Source organism: Photobacterium kagoshimensis (assembly GCF_050337045.1).
Lineage (GTDB): Bacteria > Pseudomonadota > Gammaproteobacteria > Enterobacterales > Vibrionaceae > Photobacterium > Photobacterium kagoshimensis.
Genome location: NZ_JAKJSO010000022.1, coordinates 51,292 through 71,332, shown reverse-complemented (window position 1 = coordinate 71,332; position 20,041 = coordinate 51,292). Strand labels below are relative to the sequence as shown.

At 45.8% G+C, this 20,041-nt stretch carries 18 protein-coding genes; 8 read left to right on the top strand and 10 right to left on the bottom strand.

The window, feature by feature from the left end:
* The first annotated feature begins 119 nt into the window (after positions 1–119).
* The 6 genes from L4C35_RS19380 to L4C35_RS19355 all read left to right on the top strand — a co-directional run bounded on the left by L4C35_RS19380 (position 120) and on the right by L4C35_RS19355 (position 7,434).
* The gene (locus tag L4C35_RS19380; protein ID WP_428464441.1) at positions 120–689 is read left to right on the top strand and encodes a DUF4124 domain-containing protein; all 570 of its coding nucleotides are present in this window, start codon (positions 120–122) and stop codon (positions 687–689) included.
* A 147-nt stretch (positions 690–836) separates the two neighbouring features.
* On the top strand, positions 837–1,886 hold the full coding sequence (glnL, locus tag L4C35_RS19375; protein WP_428464440.1) for a nitrogen regulation protein NR(II): 1,050 nt from the start codon (positions 837–839) through the stop codon (positions 1,884–1,886).
* Positions 1,887–1,925: 39 nt separating this feature from the next.
* Complete coding sequence (glnG, locus tag L4C35_RS19370; protein WP_428464439.1) at positions 1,926–3,332, top strand: nitrogen regulation protein NR(I); 1,407 nt, start codon at positions 1,926–1,928, stop codon at positions 3,330–3,332.
* 207 nt (positions 3,333–3,539) lie between these two features.
* Positions 3,540–6,089 carry a bifunctional diguanylate cyclase/phosphodiesterase gene (locus tag L4C35_RS19365; protein ID WP_428464438.1) on the top strand — a complete coding sequence of 850 codons (2,550 nt, stop codon included), beginning with the start codon at positions 3,540–3,542 and terminating at the stop codon, positions 6,087–6,089.
* A gap of 78 nt (positions 6,090–6,167) precedes the next feature.
* Complete coding sequence (gene add / locus L4C35_RS19360; RefSeq protein ID WP_428464437.1) at positions 6,168–7,172, top strand: adenosine deaminase; 1,005 nt, start codon at positions 6,168–6,170, stop codon at positions 7,170–7,172.
* Positions 7,173–7,305: 133 nt separating this feature from the next.
* Positions 7,306–7,434: a hypothetical protein gene (locus tag L4C35_RS19355; protein ID WP_261855995.1), complete on the top strand. Its 129-nt coding sequence runs from the start codon at positions 7,306–7,308 to the stop codon at positions 7,432–7,434.
* 75 nt (positions 7,435–7,509) lie between these two features.
* Here the strand turns inward: L4C35_RS19355 and hemN are convergent, their stop codons facing one another.
* The 5 genes from hemN to L4C35_RS19330 form a co-directional block, all read right to left on the bottom strand.
* Positions 7,510–8,883 carry an oxygen-independent coproporphyrinogen III oxidase gene (gene hemN, locus L4C35_RS19350; protein WP_428464436.1) on the bottom strand — a complete coding sequence of 458 codons (1,374 nt, stop codon included), beginning with the start codon at positions 8,881–8,883 and terminating at the stop codon, positions 7,510–7,512.
* Positions 8,884–9,015: 132 nt separating this feature from the next.
* Positions 9,016–9,492, bottom strand: coding sequence for a DUF2489 domain-containing protein (locus L4C35_RS19345; protein ID WP_428464435.1), 477 nt, complete (start codon positions 9,490–9,492; stop codon positions 9,016–9,018).
* 3 nt (positions 9,493–9,495) lie between these two features.
* The gene (gene yihI / locus L4C35_RS19340; protein WP_428464434.1) at positions 9,496–10,032 is read right to left on the bottom strand and encodes a Der GTPase-activating protein YihI; all 537 of its coding nucleotides are present in this window, start codon (positions 10,030–10,032) and stop codon (positions 9,496–9,498) included.
* Positions 10,032–10,673, bottom strand: coding sequence for a class I SAM-dependent methyltransferase (locus tag L4C35_RS19335; RefSeq protein WP_428464433.1), 642 nt, complete (start codon positions 10,671–10,673; stop codon positions 10,032–10,034). The genes yihI and L4C35_RS19335 overlap by 1 nt, the downstream gene beginning before the upstream one ends.
* Positions 10,674–11,443: 770 nt before the next feature.
* Complete coding sequence (locus tag L4C35_RS19330) at positions 11,444–12,061, bottom strand: c-type cytochrome (RefSeq protein ID WP_428464432.1); 618 nt, start codon at positions 12,059–12,061, stop codon at positions 11,444–11,446.
* A gap of 156 nt (positions 12,062–12,217) precedes the next feature.
* Here L4C35_RS19330 and yihA point away from each other — a divergent pair, with 156 nt between their 5' ends.
* On the top strand, positions 12,218–12,889 hold the full coding sequence (gene yihA, locus L4C35_RS19325; protein WP_428464431.1) for a ribosome biogenesis GTP-binding protein YihA/YsxC: 672 nt from the start codon (positions 12,218–12,220) through the stop codon (positions 12,887–12,889).
* A 730-nt stretch (positions 12,890–13,619) separates the two neighbouring features.
* Here yihA and spfP read toward each other — a convergent pair.
* Both spfP and polA read right to left on the bottom strand, forming a co-directional pair.
* The gene (gene spfP, locus L4C35_RS23250) at positions 13,620–13,667 is read right to left on the bottom strand and encodes a small protein SpfP (RefSeq protein ID WP_438616993.1); all 48 of its coding nucleotides are present in this window, start codon (positions 13,665–13,667) and stop codon (positions 13,620–13,622) included.
* A 192-nt stretch (positions 13,668–13,859) separates the two neighbouring features.
* Entirely contained in the window at positions 13,860–16,637 is a 2,778-nt protein-coding gene (gene polA, locus L4C35_RS19320; protein WP_428464430.1) for a DNA polymerase I, read from the bottom strand.
* A 377-nt stretch (positions 16,638–17,014) separates the two neighbouring features.
* Between polA and elbB the strand changes: the two genes are divergently transcribed.
* A complete protein-coding gene (elbB, locus tag L4C35_RS19315) occupies positions 17,015–17,665 on the top strand; it encodes an isoprenoid biosynthesis glyoxalase ElbB (protein WP_428464429.1) in 651 nt (216 codons plus the stop codon).
* Positions 17,666–18,049: 384 nt separating this feature from the next.
* On the opposite strand, the gene L4C35_RS19310 is transcribed toward elbB, so the two are convergent.
* The 3 genes from L4C35_RS19310 to L4C35_RS19300 all read right to left on the bottom strand — a co-directional run bounded on the left by L4C35_RS19310 (position 18,050) and on the right by L4C35_RS19300 (position 19,768).
* A complete protein-coding gene (locus L4C35_RS19310) occupies positions 18,050–18,478 on the bottom strand; it encodes a GNAT family N-acetyltransferase (RefSeq protein WP_428464428.1) in 429 nt (142 codons plus the stop codon).
* Between the two features lie 107 nt (positions 18,479–18,585).
* On the bottom strand, positions 18,586–19,263 hold the full coding sequence (locus L4C35_RS19305; protein WP_428464427.1) for a 7-cyano-7-deazaguanine/7-aminomethyl-7-deazaguanine transporter: 678 nt from the start codon (positions 19,261–19,263) through the stop codon (positions 18,586–18,588).
* 178 nt (positions 19,264–19,441) lie between these two features.
* Entirely contained in the window at positions 19,442–19,768 is a 327-nt protein-coding gene (locus tag L4C35_RS19300) for a DUF3630 family protein (protein ID WP_428464426.1), read from the bottom strand.
* Between the last annotated feature and the right edge of the window lie 273 nt (positions 19,769–20,041).

The following is a 20,041-nucleotide window of genomic DNA, read 5'->3' as shown; positions in this document are numbered from 1 at the left end:
TGATAAACAGCTCAGTATTTAAGACTTCGACCCGCCTCACAGGCGGGTCGTTTTATTATTGCCCCTCTCTGCCTAATCGCTAACCTCTACATATTCATTCTTTTGCTTTGGGTTATCGCGTGTTCAAACCATGGTTTCCTGTCATTATTCTGCTTGCTACCAGTATCACGACGCTCGCTCAAGCTACAATCTACACGTGGACCGATGAACACGGCACCGTCCATTTTTCTGACCAACCCAATGATCACGCCAAAGAAGTGAATATTAACGTTCCGCTACCTGCAAAAAAAACAGCAACCCAGGTCTCTTCCTCGCCCCAGCAAGCAAAATCAGCTCAAGGCGAACGTCATTTACTGTTTGATACTGAGCTCCCCCAGCACACTACGACTTCTAGCATCCAAATCATGGCGCCTTTGCATGAGCAAACCATCCGCAACAATGAAGGCATCATCACGCTTTCCGCTGTGGCTAATCGCACCATGGATAAAGGCCATAGTGCCAAGTTATACCTCGATGGCAAAGCCTATGGCAAAAGCCAAACCCAGCTCGATTGGCGTTTAGTCGATATTGATCGTGGTAGCCACCAGCTACAAGTTAAGTTATTAAAATACGGCAAGGTTATTGCATCATCAGAGAAGATCACTGTCTTTCTGCATCGCGCATCACGCCTTCATCCTAGGGGGCCATAGCCGCTACCATCAGGGAGTAAGCGCACAGTGTTAGCAACATAGCTATCACTCGGTAGACAGACAGGTTACACTTGATTGCACCAATATAGTGCAATGCGATTTTCTGAGGGCTAAACTTCAGAATGGCGCACCACAAGGAAGATAATCGTGACTGCTGAATTTACGCCGCTTATTTTAGATAATCTGGTGACTGCAATTGTGCTGCTCGACGAGGAGCTCACTATTCGCTACGTTAATCCAGCCACCGAGCAACTCTTTGCCTCCAGCCAGCGGCGACTCACTCACAGCCATTTCCCTGATTTACTGCAACACGCTTCACTCGATCTGGGCCTAGTTCAAGCCACCTTACAAAGCGGGCAGGGATTAGCCGATAGCGATGTTACCTTTGTTATTGATGGCCGCCACCACTCCTTAGAACTCAATGCGAGCCCAGTGTCATGGCAAAAAGAGCTACTGATCTTGCTTGAACTTAAACCTATCGACCAACAACGTCGGATCAGTCAAGAACAGAGCCAGTACGTGCAGCAGCAAGCGGCTAAAGAGCTGGTACGTGGCTTAGCCCATGAAATCAAAAATCCCTTAGGGGGGTTACGCGGCGCAGCCCAACTATTGGAAAAAACCCTACCCGACCCCAGCTACACCGAATATACCCAAATGATTATCGAGCAAGCAGATAGGTTGAGAAACTTAGTCGATCGCCTATTAGGGCCGCAGCGGCCAGGCAATCGTCAGGTCGATAATATTCACGTGGTGTTAGAGAAAGTGCGCCAGCTCGTGAGCCTAGACAATAACGATGACATCACCATAGCCCGTGATTACGATCCGAGCCTACCCGATTTCACCATGGATCCAGAGCAGCTTGAGCAAGCCCTATTAAATATCGTCAGTAATGCGGCGCTCGCATTGCGCGATACTTCACAAGGCCGCATTACCTTAAAAACACGCACTGCCCATCAAGCTTTGATCCACGGTAAGCGTTTTCGGGTCGCCGCAAAAATCGACATTATTGATAATGGCCCAGGGATCCCGAGTGATATTCAAGACACCTTGTTTTACCCCATGGTTACAGGTCGTGATGGCGGAACGGGCCTTGGGCTATCAATTGCCCGTAACCTGATCGATCAACACCAAGGCAAAATTGAAGTATTAAGTTGGCCTGGTCACACCCAATTCACCATCTTTCTTCCGATAAAATAATCACAATAACTTGGTCAACAACCAACTTAGGAGGCATATATGAGCAAAGGAATGATTTGGGTTGTCGATGACGACAGTTCAATCCGCTGGGTGTTAGAGCGCACCTTAATTGCCGCAGGCATGCACTGTGAAACCTTCGCCGATGCGGACAGCGTACTCGAGGCATTAGAGCGCAGCGTGCCTGATGTGCTCGTCTCCGATATTCGTATGCCTGGCACCGATGGCCTAACTCTGCTTAAAGGCTTACAACAAGATCACCCGACACTGCCTGTTATCATTATGACCGCCCACTCCGATCTTGATGCTGCCGTGAACGCCTACCAAGAAGGAGCTTTTGAGTATTTACCTAAACCCTTTGATATTGATGAAACCGTCAGCTTAGTCGAACGCGCCGTCAGCCATAGCCAAGAACAAAAGCGCCAGCAACCCGAACAAGTACTCAAGCCTGCGCCTGAAATCATTGGTGAAGCCCCTGCGATGCAAGAAGTCTTTCGGGCAATCGGGCGCTTATCGCGCTCTTCAATTTCTGTGCTGATCAACGGCGAATCAGGCACAGGGAAAGAATTGGTTGCGCAGGCACTGCACCGCCACAGCCCACGTAAACAAGCGGCATTCATTGCCCTCAACATGGCGGCGATACCGAAAGACTTGATTGAGTCTGAATTATTTGGCCATGAAAAGGGCGCCTTTACGGGCGCTAACAGCGTGCGTCAAGGTCGCTTTGAGCAAGCCAATGGCGGCACACTTTTTTTGGATGAAATCGGTGATATGCCACTCGACATCCAGACTCGCTTATTACGCGTGTTAGCCGATGGGCAGTTTTATCGAGTCGGTGGTCACTCACCCGTAAATGTCGATGTGCGGATCATTGCGGCGACTCACCAACACCTTGAGCGCCTTGTTGCCGAAGGGGATTTTCGTGAGGATTTATTCCACCGCCTCAATGTGATTCGGGTGCATTTGCCAGCACTTAAAGATCGTCGCCAAGATATCCCCCAACTGACCCAGCATTTCTTACAGCGCGCGGCTGATGAATTGGCGGTTGAGATGAAAACCCTGCACCCAAGCACCGAGACAATATTGTCTGAGTTAGATTGGCCCGGTAATGTGCGCCAATTAGAGAATACCTGCCGATGGCTCACTGTGATGGCCAGTGGTAAAGAGATCCTGCCTGCCGATCTGCCACCTGAATTAAGCCAGCCAACGGCAACAATGCAAACAGGCGACCAACCTGATTGGCACCATGCTTTAGCTAACTGGGCAAAAGCGGCCTTGAGCCAGGGTGAGCACGACTTACTGAGCGAGGCCTTACCTGCCTTTGAAAAAATATTGCTCGATACCGCACTAGCCCATACCCATGGTCATAAGCAAGAAGCCGCAAAATTATTGGGTTGGGGACGCAACACGCTCACCCGAAAATTAAAAGAGCTGGGAGTGAATAATTAAGAAGGCATCACTGCCATTGCCAGCAAGATAAGTAACCTGTTTCACCTTGCTTTGTCATACCGACTAAGACGAGTATTTACGCGCGCATTTAACCACAACAAAATGCGCGTCCTCCCCTTTGTTAGGTTGCATCACCCTACAAGATAAGACACTATCTCTTATCCTTTTGTACTGTACGACACTCTCATAACAATGATTCGTCTTCCTATGTTGACGCTCCGCACTGCGGTGATGTTACCTTTTACTATGATCCTACTCCTAACCATAGGTATCATCGCAATCGCGCAACATAATAGTTATGAACGTATGTTGTCGGCAGTCAGTAATAAGCTGCTCTCTTCGTACACCAAAAACATCAGTAACGACTTAAATTTATTTCTGGGCGACCCGTTCAAAACCAATCAAACCTTAGCTGATAGCATTCAACGCCACCGTTTGTACCAACCCCCGACGCTCACTGTGCTTGAAGGCTATTTGTTCGATGCAATATCCTCGATTTATATCAGCCAAAAGCAAATCAACACCATTGCCTTTGCCAGCGAAGATAAATACCTTGTTGGCTATCGAAAAGAAAAAAACCAGCAATACTCGTTGCTGCTCAAAGATCAACGCACTGCCAAGGATTTATATATCTTTGAAGGCAGTAGCTACCACCACCCGACCAGCCATAAAATCAAAAATTACAATCCACTTGAACGTCCTTGGTATGCACCGTTTGCTCAAGGTCGCCAAGCTGGTTGGTCTGATGTTTACACCAATATGGATGAGAACCAAACCCTCACCATTTCTGCCGTATCACCTGTGATGCAACATGAGCGCCTGATCGGCGTGACGGTCACCGACATTAACCTTAGCCACATTAACGACTTTCTAGCCAACGATGCCCGTTCAACTACCGGCGCCACTTACATTCTCGATGACAAAGGTCTGCTAATTGCGACCTCAGAAAGTCAAAAACTCTTAAGTAACGCTTTTAAACGGCTGCCTCCATCAAACAGTACTTCCCCTTTGATTGCAGCGAGCGGTCAATATATTCAAAACCATCAGCTGAATACGCGACAGCGCAGTACTGGCTTTTCATTTTCATACGACAATACACGCTATTTCAGCCGCATCACGCCCTACCAAGATAAATACAATTTAAATTGGTCGATTGTTGTCACCACTGCGGAAACCGACCTGCTGGGACAACTGCCCCAGCAACAAATGATGGGGCTAATTGCCGCCTTGATCCTCGGCGGCGGCGGGCTCTTAATTGGCTTATCCGTATTAGGGCTCATCACTCGCCCTATTACAGAAATTGCAGAAGCGTCCAAAAAACTCACCGAAAATCACTGGGAAATCCCAGTTCATGAAAGTGTCTCGCTAAAAGAAACCCAGTTGCTAATTAACTCCATCAAGTCCATGTCACACCGCTTGCAGCAGTCATTTAACTCACTGAGAAAACATGTACTGTTTGATAATTTAACCGGGTTATTGAGCCAGCAAGGCTTAGTCGAAAAAACCGATAAACTGCCAGTAGGAAGTGACGCGGGGTTAGTCTTGATCGGGTTGAAGTCATTTAGAAATATTAACGATAGTTTAGGCCATATCAATGGCGATCAGTTACTGATACAAATTGCCACTCGCTTCCAACACCTAGCACCAAGTGATGTCCAGCTTAGCCGAGTCGGGCGTGATGAGTTTGCGCTATTTAGTCAACACATCGTTGCTGCTGAACACATAGAACAACTGGCTAAGCACGCCTTAGCCGTGTTCCATCGTCCTTTTATGATCGATGGTATTGATGTCATGCTACGCGCGCGGGCAGGTATAGTTTCAGGTCCATTACCTGATAATGGCATCAATGAATGGATTCGTAATGCCAGCTTAGCGCTCAGTGAAGCGAAACAACACGAGTACCCGCTCTACTGCCATTATCAACCCCGCATGATGACAGCATCACTCGAACAAACCCGTTTAACCGCAGAGCTCAAACACGCTATCGATAATCATGAATTCGAAGTGTATTACCAGCCGATCATCGACTTACGCCATAATAAAGTCTGTGGCGCAGAGGCTTTAGTGCGCTGGAATAGCCCGAGTCGAGGCTTAGTGCCACCCATTAAATTCATTCCGCTTGCTGAAGATAACGGCATGATCATCGAAATTGGCCACCAAATTTTGTACCAAGCATGCCTGCAAGCCTATCACCAAATTCATAGCGGAGGTTGGCCGAAAGACTTCTCTTTACACGTGAATTTGTCGGTATGCCAACTGCTACAAGCCGGCTTTATTGAACAATTAAAAGTGGTATTGGAACAGACCCAGCTACCTGCTGGTAATCTGACTCTCGAGGTCACGGAATCACGCTTAGTCAGCCAACCTTTGCTAAGCACCCACATTTTGAATCAAATTCAAGCCTTAGGGGTTCATATTGCCATTGATGATTTTGGTACGGGTTATTCTTCACTGGCGTACCTGACTCAGCTGCCGTTTAACAGCCTGAAAATAGACCGCTCGTTCGTCAATCAGATGATGGTGACCGAAAATTACAGCACCATTATTGCCGCCGTGGTTACTATGGCGAATAACTTCCACGCTGACACAGTAGCAGAAGGCGTCGAAACCGCCGAACAAGCAGCGAAGTTAAAACAGTTAGGTTGTCGCTACGCACAAGGGTTTTACTACGCTAAGCCCAAACCATTAAACGAATGGTCAACAGATATGGTAAACAAACCAGCAAAGAGCCATTCATCGACTGAATATCAGTGCTGACTATACTGATAGTATTTTCTGCTTTGCGTATAATAACGCACCAGATTTTCACAGACTTCAATTGGGGCACCCATAATTATGATTACTAAGCACCTTCCTCTTACAGATATCCACCGCCACCTTGACGGTAATATCCGTATCCAAACTATCTTAGAGCTAGGCCAACAATTTGGTATGACCCTGCCAGCTAATGATATTGAAGCGTTGCGTCCCCACGTACAAATTGTTGAAGCTGAACCAAGTTTGGTGGCATTCCTGTCGAAACTCGATTGGGGTGTGGCAGTATTAGGCGATCTCGACGCATGTCGCCGCGTAGCCTATGAAAATGTCGAAGATGCCCTGAATGCAAAGATCGACTATGCAGAATTACGTTTCTCGCCATATTACATGGCAATGAAGCACAACCTGCCTGTCGCTGGGGTAGTTGAAGCTGTTGTTGATGGGGTAAAAGCGGGTTGTCGCGATTTCGACGTACAAGCTAACCTGATTGGCATCATGAGCCGTACTTTTGGGATTGAGGCTTGCCAACAAGAACTCGATGCATTGCTAACACAAAAAGAAAACTTGGTGGCTATCGATCTCGCCGGTGACGAACTGGGCCAACCTGGCGATCAGTTTGTGAAGCACTTCAAACAAGTACGTGATGCCAACCTTCGTGTGACGGTTCACGCTGGTGAAGCTGCGGGCCCGGAGAGCATGTGGCAAGCAATTCAAGAGCTTGGCGCGGTACGTATTGGTCACGGCGTCAAAGCGATTCACGATCCAAAACTGATGGATTACCTCGCAGCAAACAAAATCGGTATTGAATCTTGCCTAACATCTAACATTCAAACCAGTACCGTTGAGTCATACCAATCTCACCCAGTGAAGCAATTCCTTGAGCACGGCATTCTGGCTTGTCTGAACACCGATGATCCTGCTGTAGAAGGTATAGAGCTGCCATACGAATACGAAGTCGCAGCACCCAAAGTCGGTCTTAGCCAAGATCAAATTCGCCAAACCCAAATCAACGGCTTGGAACTGGCGTTCTTATCAGACAGTGAAAAACAAAAGTTGAAAGATAAAGCGGCCAAACGCGCCTAATAAATTGATGAAATATTGCGCAAAAACAGTTTCCAATAGCAATATTTCGCGTAGAATACGCCCACTTTACAGTTTTCAGCTGCCGATATTGCTATCGGTAACCGTTTAAATAACGTCATTGTGGGGAAATTCCATGCTTGAAAGCCTACTTTCAGTCAGCGTGGCTATGCCAGCCGTCAGTGATTTAGCCGCAGGTGGTATTAACCATTTTGCAGCTGGGGTACTGGCTTTAATAGCCGCAGTAAATATGTTTTCAAACTAAACCAAGTTTGAAAGCACATTAAAAAAGCCGCACTATCTGAGATAGTGCGGCTTTTTTGCATTGGGCTTTATAAACCTAGATAACGCGAGAGAACTGCTGCTGACGGGCGCGGTCACGCAAGTACTTATCGAAACACATACAAATATTGCGGATCAATAGACGACCTTTTAACTCAACAAAAATCAGATCATCGCTCACAGTTACCAACTCATCGTTAATGAAAGTTTGTAGTAACTCTAAATCTTCGGCGAAGTAGCTATCAAAATCGAGATTAAATTCAGCTTCGATCGCTTTCTTGTCTAACTGGAAATTACAGATCAGCGCTTTAATCACTTCACGGCGTAGTAAATCATCCGCGTCTAAACCGACCCCTTTCCACAAGGCATGGTTGTGATCATTCACATCGGCGTAATACGCTTTAAGCTCTTTTTGGTTCTGCGCGTAGCAATCACCAATCATCGAAATCGCCGACACACCAAAGCCAAGTAAATCACAGTCGCCTTGGGTTGTGTAACCTTGGAAATTGCGGTGCAAAATACCTTCACGCTGTGCCACTGCCAACTCATCTTCAGGCAGAGCAAAGTGATCCATACCGATAAATTGATAACCCTCGCCCGTTAAGGTGGCAATGGTATCTTGCAGCATGGCGAGCTTTTCTTTCGCGGCTGGCAAATCTTCATCTTTAATTTTACGCTGCGCAGCAAACAAGCTTGGCATGTGTGCGTAATTAAAAACAGAAAGGCGGCCTGGCTTCATCTCAAGTACTTGTTTTAAAGTATCAGCAAATAACGCCTGATTTTGCTTCGGTAGACCGTAGATCAAATCAAGGTTGGTCGAGCGGAAACCCAACTCTTTCGCGCGCTGTACCATAGCAAAAATAAATTCTTCATCTTGCTCACGGTTAACCAGTTTTTGTACTTCTTTATTGAAATCCTGCACCCCAATACTGAGACGGTTAAAGCCTTCGCTACGTAAGTGATCCAGCATATCCAATTCAATTTCACGTGGGTCAACTTCGATACTGATTTCAGCATCGGCATCAAAGCTGAATTGCTCACGCAATATTGTCATTAATCGCGTCACTTGCGGTTTAGTCAAAAATGTTGGTGTACCGCCGCCCCAGTGAAGTTGGCTCACTTGGCGTTGGCCCATTGTTTTACCGCGCTGACGAATTTCTTGCTCTAGTACATCAAGGTACTGATCGGCTTTGTGTTGATGACGGGTAATAATCTTATTACAACCGCAGTAATAACAAAGCTTATGACAAAATGGAATGTGCACATACAACGACAGTTTACGGTCAGGGTACTGTGCGCACGCGCTGTCAAACTCCGCCTCGGTGAAGCCTTGATGAAACTCCAGTGCGGTTGGGTATGAGGTGTAACGCGGCCCTGAATAGTTATACTTTTCGATCAGTGCCTGATCCCAAATAATCTGTTCGTTCGACATGGCGTAATTCCAATAGTGTAGGGATTTTGTTAATGGCTAAGTGTGCCACAAGTTAATAAAGATGTAGAACACTTGCGTGTTATCAGAAGAATAAACTCCGCCTTGATCACTGCGTGCTTCAAGGCGGTGCTTTTATTTCGTTGCGAGGATGGCATCAAGCTCTTGCTTAATGCTGTCTTGCAAACACGCTTCCGCTTTCATTCGTTCCAAATCCAGCTTCATACGCTCTTGCTTTTGGATTGCCTTACGCGCTTCACCCCGTGGCATGTCTTTCACCACTTGGTAAAGTTCATTCATTGCAGGGTAAGTTTGTGCAAAATTAACCGCCTTCTCACCTTGCAAGACTTCCATCAGCTTATACAGTCGAATTGAGATTTCCGACATATCACACTGTGCCTGTTTACCCGCATCAGCGATGATAAACACGCTTTCCATAATTGTAGCATTGCGCTGTTTGAGCTTTTCACCTTGTTCCGCTTCAGCTCGAACAAGAAATGCTTTATGGCGTTGATTTTGTTGGTACAGTTTTAATAACAAATAGCCTGCGTAACACGCGAGTACCGTCACGATACTCCCAGCAAGACCTAACCACAGTGTCATATCCTGCAAGGGTTACTCCTTGTCGAAATCGTCAAAGCCCATGTTTTCAAACTGATCCAGCAAGTCATCATCAGATTTAGGACCTTTCGCGACAGGCATCGCTGCTTCAGCAGGCTCTTCATCCAGAAGACCAAGCTGCTTCATCAATCGTTCGATGCGATCTAGCTTGTCATCCACTTGTTTTTGCAGACCAGCACCAAGCGATTCACCCGCTTCAATACGGTCAAGTAGCACCATTAATTGTGCATCGTTTTCGAGCATCGCTAGCTCTTGCTCTGCGCTTAAACGGCGTTCTTTCTTGCTCTTAGGCTTAGTATCCACAATCAGTGGAATCGGCTTTTTGCTACCTAGACGTGGATCTTTCGCACGGCCTTTGCCTTTTTGTTGCTCATCAAGGCCCGCTGAGTGACGGCTACCTGATTTTAACCCTTTACGCTTTTTGTCTTTCTGACGTTTACGTGCATCGAGTTCAGTTTGCGAAGCTGATTTTTCGCGATATACCGCAGGGCCTTCACTGCCGACTTTACGGGCTTTTTTCTTACGAGTCATTACTGGGTCTTCCTCAGCAAAATTACATCATTGCCAACAAATTCAACTTCCAGTCCGTCACGCCGCGCTAAATAGCGGAACGTCTCACGGCTGAAGAAGCTCACATGGGTTGGGTCGTTTTTATAATACCAATGTGCGAAATCATCGGTATTAGGTGCTAGTTTGGTCATTATGCCCAGCCAACCGCCGGTTTTAACCAAATTAACTAGCTGCCCCCATTCCTTAGCAGGCGTATTAAAGTGCTCAATTGCCTCAGTACAAGTAACAAAATCATACTCTTGCCTCAATACTGATGGCTCATAAGCAAAATAGGGATCATATATCGTCATATTATACCCCATCTCGCTCAACATTACGGATAATGTCGGCCCTGGGCCACTGCCAAAATCAAGCCCGGTTAATGGAGGGGGATCGAGTTTGGCAACTAAAGGGGCCGCTAACCGGTTAAGGAAATGACGATAGCCCTGATCGAGGGGATTATTTTGGTGCTGTTGATACACTTTTTTTTCTTGCTCAGCAGACAGCTGAAAGGAAGGGTCGGCAAAAATCAATGCACACTGTGAACAGTGATAGTACGGCCTGAGGCGATCTTCATAAAAAGTCGCAACCGCTACACAATCGCAAAGTGGACATGTCTGCATGATGACTCCCTTCCTAAGCAAAGAATGGGCTGAAACATAACAGAAACGCCATAAAGAAAAAAGCGACAGGCTTACGCCTATCGCTCTATGAGTGGCCATCGCTGGCTAAATTCTGTCTAGTCGTCCATAACCAGTTTAAAAACATCCCGGTTTGACAATAATCCTTTTGTTATTGGTGCTTTCCTTGCCAAACATTGTTGTTCTTCATCATCCTGATGAATTTTCACAATCCTTCACACATCCTGTGTCGGCAGCTAATCCTAAGCTGGCTTTCCATAAGCGCGTCATCATCCTGATAACAAAATTCACCATCCATGTGGATACACGATTCCTTCATGTATCTGTCTCACACTAATGCGTAATCCTTGAGTCCCGTCCTAGGTATCCTATTTCGCATCCTACGAATTATTTGGTATCCGAACCAGACTGCCTTGTATCCTTTGAGCTCCTGCTCATGCCAATCTATGGCGCTTCCTGTTTCCTTGCCGCTCTCCTTGTCGACAGGGATAACTTTACGCGAATACCAAGGTCAAACAAGGCACTATAAAAAGAGAAAATCATTGTAAGATTTTTTCAATAAAGCTAACGCGTTATAAATAAAGAAATTTACTGCTATTTCTTGTGATTTATTCAGCCTGAACAACCATCACGAATAGCCGATCTCGCACACGCCAGTCAGCTTTCGCAGATTTAAGACAAGTTTCAACTGCACTGCTGTTATTTAGAAACAAAAAAAGCAGCCTAAGCTGCTTTTTCCACACTGCCATCTATCAGTGTAAGCCACCAACATACTGCGACAGCGCGGTAATTTCGCCATCACTCAATTTTGCGGCTACCGCACGCATCATAGTGTTCATATCATTTTGGCGCTGACCTGCCCGGAATTTTTCCAATTGCAGTTTCACGTATTCCGCATTCTGACCTGAAATTTTAGGAAAGCCAGACAAGCTAGTACCATTACCTCGAGGGCCATGACACGCAGTACAGGCGGCAATACCGCGCTCGGCATCACCAAAACGGTAAAGTTGCTGACCAATTTCAATCGAAGACTCTGGTGTGGTGCTATCTGAGATAGGTAAAGACGCATAATATGCCGCAAGGTCTGACATATCTTGCTCTGATAACGGCATCGCCATTGCACTCATCACAGGATCATTTCGACCTTGCTGACCACCAGAGGTAATACCTAACTTAAATTCTTTCAGCTGCTTTTCCAAATAGCCAGGGTGCTGACCAGCAATTTTAGGGTATTGCGCCATAATGCTATTTCCATCGGCACCATGACAAGCTGCACATGTGGCAGCTTTCGCTTTCCCTGCTTCTGCGTCTCCCTGCGCCCAGGCTGAGCAACTGGCAAGAAGAGACAATATCAATACTAATTTCTTCATGACATTCCGTTTATAATTATTGAGCTTCCAGTACCACAAGTAATGCTCAGCAACATGGTATACAATCGACCACAAACCGAGCACGGTTAAATATATTTTACACAATTTCACATAAAAGTAATCAGTCGACTACATGAAGACTTGACGGAGTTAACAGTGAATCAACTTCTCAACTATAGAAATACACGTTTTATCACAAGTGCACCTGACATCCGCCACTTGCCTACTGACACTGGCGTTGAAATCGCATTTGCTGGTCGCTCTAATGCTGGTAAGTCAAGCGCACTTAACCGCCTGACCGACCAGAAGGGCTTAGCGCGTACGTCTAAAACTCCAGGTCGTACTCAGCTGATCAATATGTTTGAGGTGACGCCGGGTTGTAACCTGATCGATTTGCCAGGCTATGGCTTTGCCCAAGTGCCGCTAGAAATGAAGAAAAAATGGCAACGTGCACTGGGTGAATACCTGCAAAAGCGCGAATGTCTACAAGGTCTGGTGGTATTGATGGATATCCGTCATCCAATGAAAGATTTGGACCAACAGATGATCATGTGGGCGGTTGAAAGCCGTTTACCTGTTCTCGTCTTGTTAACCAAAGCCGACAAACTGAAAAGTGGTGCGCGTAAACAGCAGCTGATGAAAACCCGTAAAGATTCATTATCTTTCGGTGGCGATGTACAAGTCGAGTTTTTCTCATCATTGAAAGGACTGGGTGTCGATCAAGTGCGTGCGAAATTAACGGAATGGTTTACGCCAGAGCTAGAACGCCAACAAGCATTCTTGGCGGAAGATGGCGAAGCGCCGATCAGCGAAAACACTGACGATTAAGTTTACTGTATCTGCCATTTATTGCTCTAAGGACAGAGCAATAAAAATTCCCCACCAGCATGGTGGGGCAACGGGAGAGAAATAGGAGGTTTTTATTTTTGTTCAAAAAGGATCAATGATTTCCCAACCCAACGCAAGTTTTTTGTCCTACCTTTATTGATTTTTTCAACAGCCATACCTCAGGTTTTATCACGGCTTTACAGCCGAAACATCATCTTTTAGTGACTTAACCAACAAAATCCATTTAGTTGTTTTTTATTGCAAATTAACAGCACTAAAAAGACACACCCTCGCATACCTTAGTGAAATTTTATTACAAAACTCAAATTTCAGACAAAAAAAAGCCACCGCTAAAAAGTGGGTGGCGATTTCATTTATTTGTAAACAAAGCGACAAATGGTCACCTTGTTCTGTACAAATATGAACAAGAAGCTAACGCCATTATACCGCATCGTTGTTTAAATTAAAGTAATTACTCTAATTATTATGCGATTGCACTGCAACGGGGTTTTTATACTCAACTTGATTTATATCGATATAAAAGAAACGTTAACCTTGCCCTATGGTGGCCAGATCATTACAACTACCGCCACAGCAGGCTTCAACAGTGACAATACATTAAATTAAAGGGAAATGATGGTGCAATAAAGAAAAGGGAAAAAGCAGGAGGAGCATAATTTTTCTTTGGCCCAATAAAAAACGCCCCGGTCAAAAGACCAGGGCGGCTGAATCAGCCAAATCCAATAACGTGAAACAAAAGGTCTGAAAGATAGAACATCTTACCTCTGTACCCTACGTCAGTAACTGTACAACAAACGCTCAGATAATGAAAGAGGATTTCGTTATTTTTTTTCACATTTATGTAATTAGCTTTTACATAAAATTGTCATTAGCCGCTTAATTCACATAAAAAAATAGCCAGCACAGGCTGGCTATTCGTCACTTATCTGATTAAATCGTTCGAAAACCCTTAGTGGGCTTGATCCCAGTTATCACCAGAATCGGCATCAGCCACAAGAGGAACATCCAGTTGTGCTGCAGCTTCCATCAAACGCTGCACTTCAGCCGTTACGCTTTCAAGGTGCGCTTCCTGTACTTCAAATACAAGTTCGTCATGTACTTGCATTAGAAGGCGAACTTGGCCTTCAGGTTGTTGTTGCACCCACTCATCGACCAACACCATGGCACGCTTGATAATATCCGCCGCAGTCCCCTGCATTGGTGCATTGATGGCCGCACGTTCCGCCGCTTTACGACGAATACCGTTGCGTGACTTAATATCAGGCAGGTGTAAACGACGACCAAACAAGGTCTCAACAAAGCCTTGCTCACTGGCAGTATTACGGGTGCTTTCCATGTATTCCAGCACCCCTGGGTAACGCTCAAAGTACACATCCATATACTCTTGTGCTTCGTTACGGCCCATACCAAGCTGCTTCGCCAAACCAAAGGCGCTCATGCCATAAATCAAACCAAAGTTGATCGCTTTCGCACGACGGCGCTGTTCGGTTGAAACGGATTCAATCGGCAAGCCAAGGATTTCTGCGGCTGTTGCGGCGTGAATATCTTTACCATGGCGGAACGCATCTAGTAGTGCTTCATCACCAGAAAGGTGCGCCATGATACGTAATTCGATTTGAGAGTAATCGACTGCTAATACTTTATAGCCTGTTGGAGCAATGAAAGCCTGACGGATACGACGACCTTCAGCATTACGAATCGGGATATTCTGTAAATTTGGATCGCTTGACGATAAGCGCCCAGTGGCTGTTACTGCTTGATGATAAGAGGTATGCACACGACCTGTCGCAGGATTAACCATCTTCGGCAGCTTATCGGTATAGGTTGATTTCAACTTCGATAAACTACGGTATTCCAAAATCAATTTTGGCAATGGGTAATCGAGTGCCAGCTCTTGCAACACTTCTTCATTGGTTGAGGCAGCGCCTGACGGTGTTTTCTTCAAGATAGGCAGACCCATCTTTTCAAACAAAATCGCTTGAAGTTGCTTGGGTGAACTTAAATTAAACTCTTGCTCTGCAATTTCAAATGCCTGCTGTTGAAGTTCATCCAAACGAGCTGCTAATTCTGACGATTGCGCGCCCATTAACATGCTGTCGATCAATACACCTGTTCGCTCAATACGTGAAAGTACTGGCACTAGTGGCATCTCAATATCTTCAAACACGGATTTGAGTTTTTCATCAGCATTTACTTTAGCAATCAGTACATTGTGAAGACGTAACGTAATGTCTGCATCTTCTGCAGCGTAAGGACCCGCTTGTTCTAAATCGATTTGATTAAAGGTCAGCTGCTTTTTACCTTTACCGGCAATGTCTTCAAAGCTAATGGTTTTATGCTCTAGGTAGCGCAGCGATAGGCTATCCATATCATGGCGGCCAACCACGCTATTGAACACGTACGACTCCAGCATGGTATCGAAAACAATCCCCTGCATATCTATGTCGTAGCGCGCCAAAATGCTCGCATCAAACTTGAGGTTTTGACCCACTTTGGCTTTGCTTGCATCTTCAAGCAGTGGTTTTAGTTGCGCCAATACCCAATCACGATCAAGCTGCGCGGGTGCATCAAGGTAGTCATGCGCGACAGGTACGTACGCCGCTTTACCTTCTTCAACCGCAAATGACACCCCAATCAGGTTCGCCGTCATGTAATCGAGGCCATCGGTTTCAGTATCAAACGCGACCACTTCGGCGGTATTCAGTTGCTCAAGCCAAGCGTTAAAGCTCGCTTCATCTAACACGGTTTCGTAGCCACTGCGATCAATCACAGGCGCAACAACTTTTGGCGTATCGGCAGCGTCAGCACCAACAACGCGCTCATCTGCGACAATCTTGCCATCGCTGCCATCCAGCATTTCGCTCAACCAACGGCGGAACTGCAATTTACCAAACAGTTTGGTCAACTCATCGGTATCAGGGGTTGTTTTGACCAACTCATGCGGCGCCATATCAAGCTCTACATCCAGCTTGATCGTTGCCAGTTGGTACGACATATATGCCGCATCTTTATTGTCTTCCAGCTTTTTAGGCATGGTTTTAGAACCACGGAAGCCAAGCGCTGGAATATCGGCCAGGTTATCGTACAGGGCATCTAGGCCACCAATACCGGTTAATAAGGCTTTAGCCGTCTTTTCACCTACCCCAGGTACACCTGGGATATTATCAACCTTATCGCCCATCAGTGCTAAGTAGTCGATGATCAACTCAGGGCCAATCCCGAACTTCTCTACCACGCCAGCAGGATCCATCACTACATCTGTCATGGTGTTGATCAGCGTAACATTCTCATCCACCAGCTGCGCCATATCCTTATCACCCGTACTGATCAGTACAGGCATCCCCGCTTTCGATGCTTGGCTCGCTAACGTACCAATCACATCATCCGCTTCTACCCCTGAAATCGAAATCAAGGGTAAGCCCATTGCTTTAATGACAGCATGAAGCGGTTCGATCTGACCACGAAGATCGTCCGGCATTGGCGGACGGTTCGCTTTGTATTCCGGATACATATCATCACGGAAAGTCTTGCCCTTCGCATCGAAAATGACCGCAATATGTTCAGTTGAAAACTGGCGCAACATACTGCGCAGCATGTTCACCACACCATACACAGCACCTGTAGGCTCACCGTCTGAATTAGTGAAGTTTGGCGCAGCATGGTAAGCACGGTAAAGATAAGATGATCCATCGATCAAAATAAGCGGGTTATCTGGAATAGTAGCCATAGAGATATTCTTATATCCGGAAAAGTCATAATCATTCGGCACACAGATTGCGCATAATATATGCTCAAAGAGAGGAATCTGTATGGCGGGCTACTAGAATGCCACGGCAACTCGCCAGTGTTAACTGATGTTTTCCCCTACACACCCTCAATCTGTGGATAACTTTGTTAGTATTTAATTTTTAAGCTGGGATCAAAATTATCCACAATGAAAAAACAACACGCAAAAACCATTAAATTCAATAAGATAACAAAAAACAGACAAATAGATCTTTGATCGAACAATGATCATTGATTGTGGAAAACGTTAGCACCATTATCTTAAATTAAGCGTGCCGACTGTAAAAATAGACAATTTTGACTAGAAAGGAAGCCAGAATGAAAAGAATTGCGGTAATTTTAAGCGGCTGTGGGGTGTTTGATGGCAGCGAAATCCATGAATCCGTCCTTTCCCTGCTAGCCATTGAGCAAGAAGGCGCCAGCTGGCATTGCTTTGCCCCCAATATTGATCAACACCATGTGATCAACCACCTCACTGGTGAAGAAAGCCATGAATCGCGTAATGTCTTGATCGAAGCGGCTCGCATTGCACGAGGTCAGATCCAAGATGTCCAAGAGCTTCATGCCAACCAATTTGATGCGCTATTACTACCCGGTGGCTTTGGCGCTGCCAAGAACCTGTCAGACTTTGCCCTTAAAGGTAGCGATTGCACTATCCATCCAGACGTACTAACAGCCTGCCAGAGTTTTGCCAAAGTCGATAAACCCGCAGGCTACCTCTGTATTGCACCTGCGATGATCCCGCTTATTTACGGCGCTGGCGTGAAAGGAACGATCGGTACAGATCCTGACACTGCTAAAGTGTTTAATACTATGGGCGGTGAACACATCGAGTGCCCTGTCCATGACTTCGTCCTCGATCAAAAGCGTCGCTTACTCACCACGCCAGCCTACATGCTTGCTGGCAGTTTAAGCGAAGCCGCTAGCGGAATTAATAAATTGGTCAAAGAGTTGGTGAAATTGGCGTGATCAGATAAATAGCGGACAGGATCAACTGGTAAAGTTTGAAATGGGTAAACGCCAGAAAAGAAAAAGCGGCGCAACTTTGGAAGGCGCCGCTCAGCAGAAGTGGTGTGTTGTTCCTAGCCCTACACTGGGAACATTCATCCATGAGCTGAAGTACACTGGAAGCAATGTGAGCAATGTCGTGCCTTCAGAACGCTGGCTGATGTTACCGCCATCGCCTGAGTGCTCGTTAATAATAACCATTCTCATCTTTATTGCAAGCACTTATTGAGAATTAATTTCATTTAGACCCAACTCAGTATCAGGATCTTGCCTTTCCCTCTCGCTATCAGCGCGCTTTTATTGTCATAAAAACCAAACAACAAATAGCCTAACTCTTTGTTACTACTACAGTATTTTCTCAAAAAACAAGCGATAGTCTAGCGATGTACCTTTCTTTTCTAGCTCAACAATATAATAACCATTGCGTAATAGTAACCGCAGCATGGCGGCAAAACGATTTCGTGATTTTACGGTTAAACGCTGGTAGCCCTGCGCCTTAACCCATGTTTCCTGTGCTTCTAGCAAAGCTTGGGCAACGCCATGACCACGCCCAGAAGGTGACACCCCACCAATCCAACTGTAAAATTCAGTCTCAGATTTTGCATAACCAATTTTAACGCCAACCAGCTGTTTATTCACCTCAGCCACCAGCACCAGTGTTGGTTGATCCGCTAACCGCGCCTGTAAGCTCTCTAATGTTTCAACATGATCAAACTCGCTGATCGTTACCAGCACTTCAAGTGCTTCTTCTAAACTCGCTTGACGCACCTGCATTATTGGCACTCCTTTTCCCTTTATCTTCAGCGACACACGATATGCGGCACCCTCTTTCAAATAAAAAAAAGCCAGCAATAAGCTGGCTTCTGTTGTGATGCTTAGCATTACACTAATTTTTGCTCACCCATATAATTGGGGTTCAATGCGGTAAGCTTTTTCACTAAGTAGTTAAGCAACACGCCGTAGATAGGCACAAACAGACCTAAACTAATTAATAGTTTAAAGGTGTAGTCAACCAAGGCTATCTCCGTCCAGTTTGCTGCCATAAACGCATCAGGGCTGTTATAAAACGCGATAGAGAAGAATGCGAGGGTGTCTAAAGCATTACCAATAATGGTTGAGCATGTTGGGGCAACCCACCAGCTTTTCGCTTGGCGTAAGCGGTTAAATACCGATACATCCAATATTTGCCCCAATAAATAAGCCATAAAACTTGCCACTGCAATACGCGCAACAAACAGGTTGAATTCCAATAGATGCGCAAAGCCTTGGTATTCCCCTTGGAAAAACACCACCGACAAGCCATAAGATATCAACAAAGCAGGCATCATCACGCGCAAAATGATTTTACGCGCCATCTGAGCACCAAAAATACGGACAGTTAAATCCGTTGCCAAGAAGATAAAAGGAAAGGTAAACGCGCCCCACGTGGTATGAAAGCCCATCACGGTAAAAGGCAGTTGTACTAAGTAGTTACTTGAAGCAATGATCACTAAGTGGAACAACACTAAGTAAGAAAGTGCTTTGCGCTGTTGCGCGAGGGTAAATTGCGAAGTCGTCATTAAAGAGACCTTTTTGTCATTGGGGGAGAGGGAACCCAAATATATTCACGCGGTAGGATCTCACCCCTACGCGACCAAGCGGGCGATTATACAGTAACCAGTCGAGCTGCCTAGCCCCGCCGCCGCCATCCACTACACGCAATCGTTTCACCGTAGAAGAAAAAGGCAGATAAGCAGATTAACAATATTGTGCAGTATCCTTCGGTAGCAGAGTGGCAATAAAAGCCAAGGTGTCATTATCGGCACTCGACATCGCTTCTAGCCACAACGCACCACTGTAATGCTCGCCTTTCAGTAATAACCGACAACCTTCAAAATCGATCAGCCACACATGTAAATCGGCATTCTTTTCACGCTCAACCACGGTGGCATCTATTCGTGCAACCAAGGCGACAGCCACCTCAGCAAAGGTGTCATAATCAAAATCAGGCGCGGTTAATAGCAGATGACTATGGTCGATATCAAGGCGGCGAACCGAGAAGGGCTCATGAGAAAATGTTGACATATAGGCTCCTTTTGCAGCGAATTAATAGCTAAAATTCGCTATTTGGTTTAATTCCTGTAACCAATTGTTGCTATGGGTATCAAACCATAATTCAGCTATAGCCAAGCGCTATCGCTTCATGGTTTTATAACTGGGTGACCAACGCGGTTGTATTAATACGGCTCATCACCCTTAATACAATGTTGGTAGCAGGTGACGTTAACATTCTCACCAAATACGCAAGCTGTTTTGTAGCGACGACAACATAATCTCATTTATGTTAGCAACGCATTT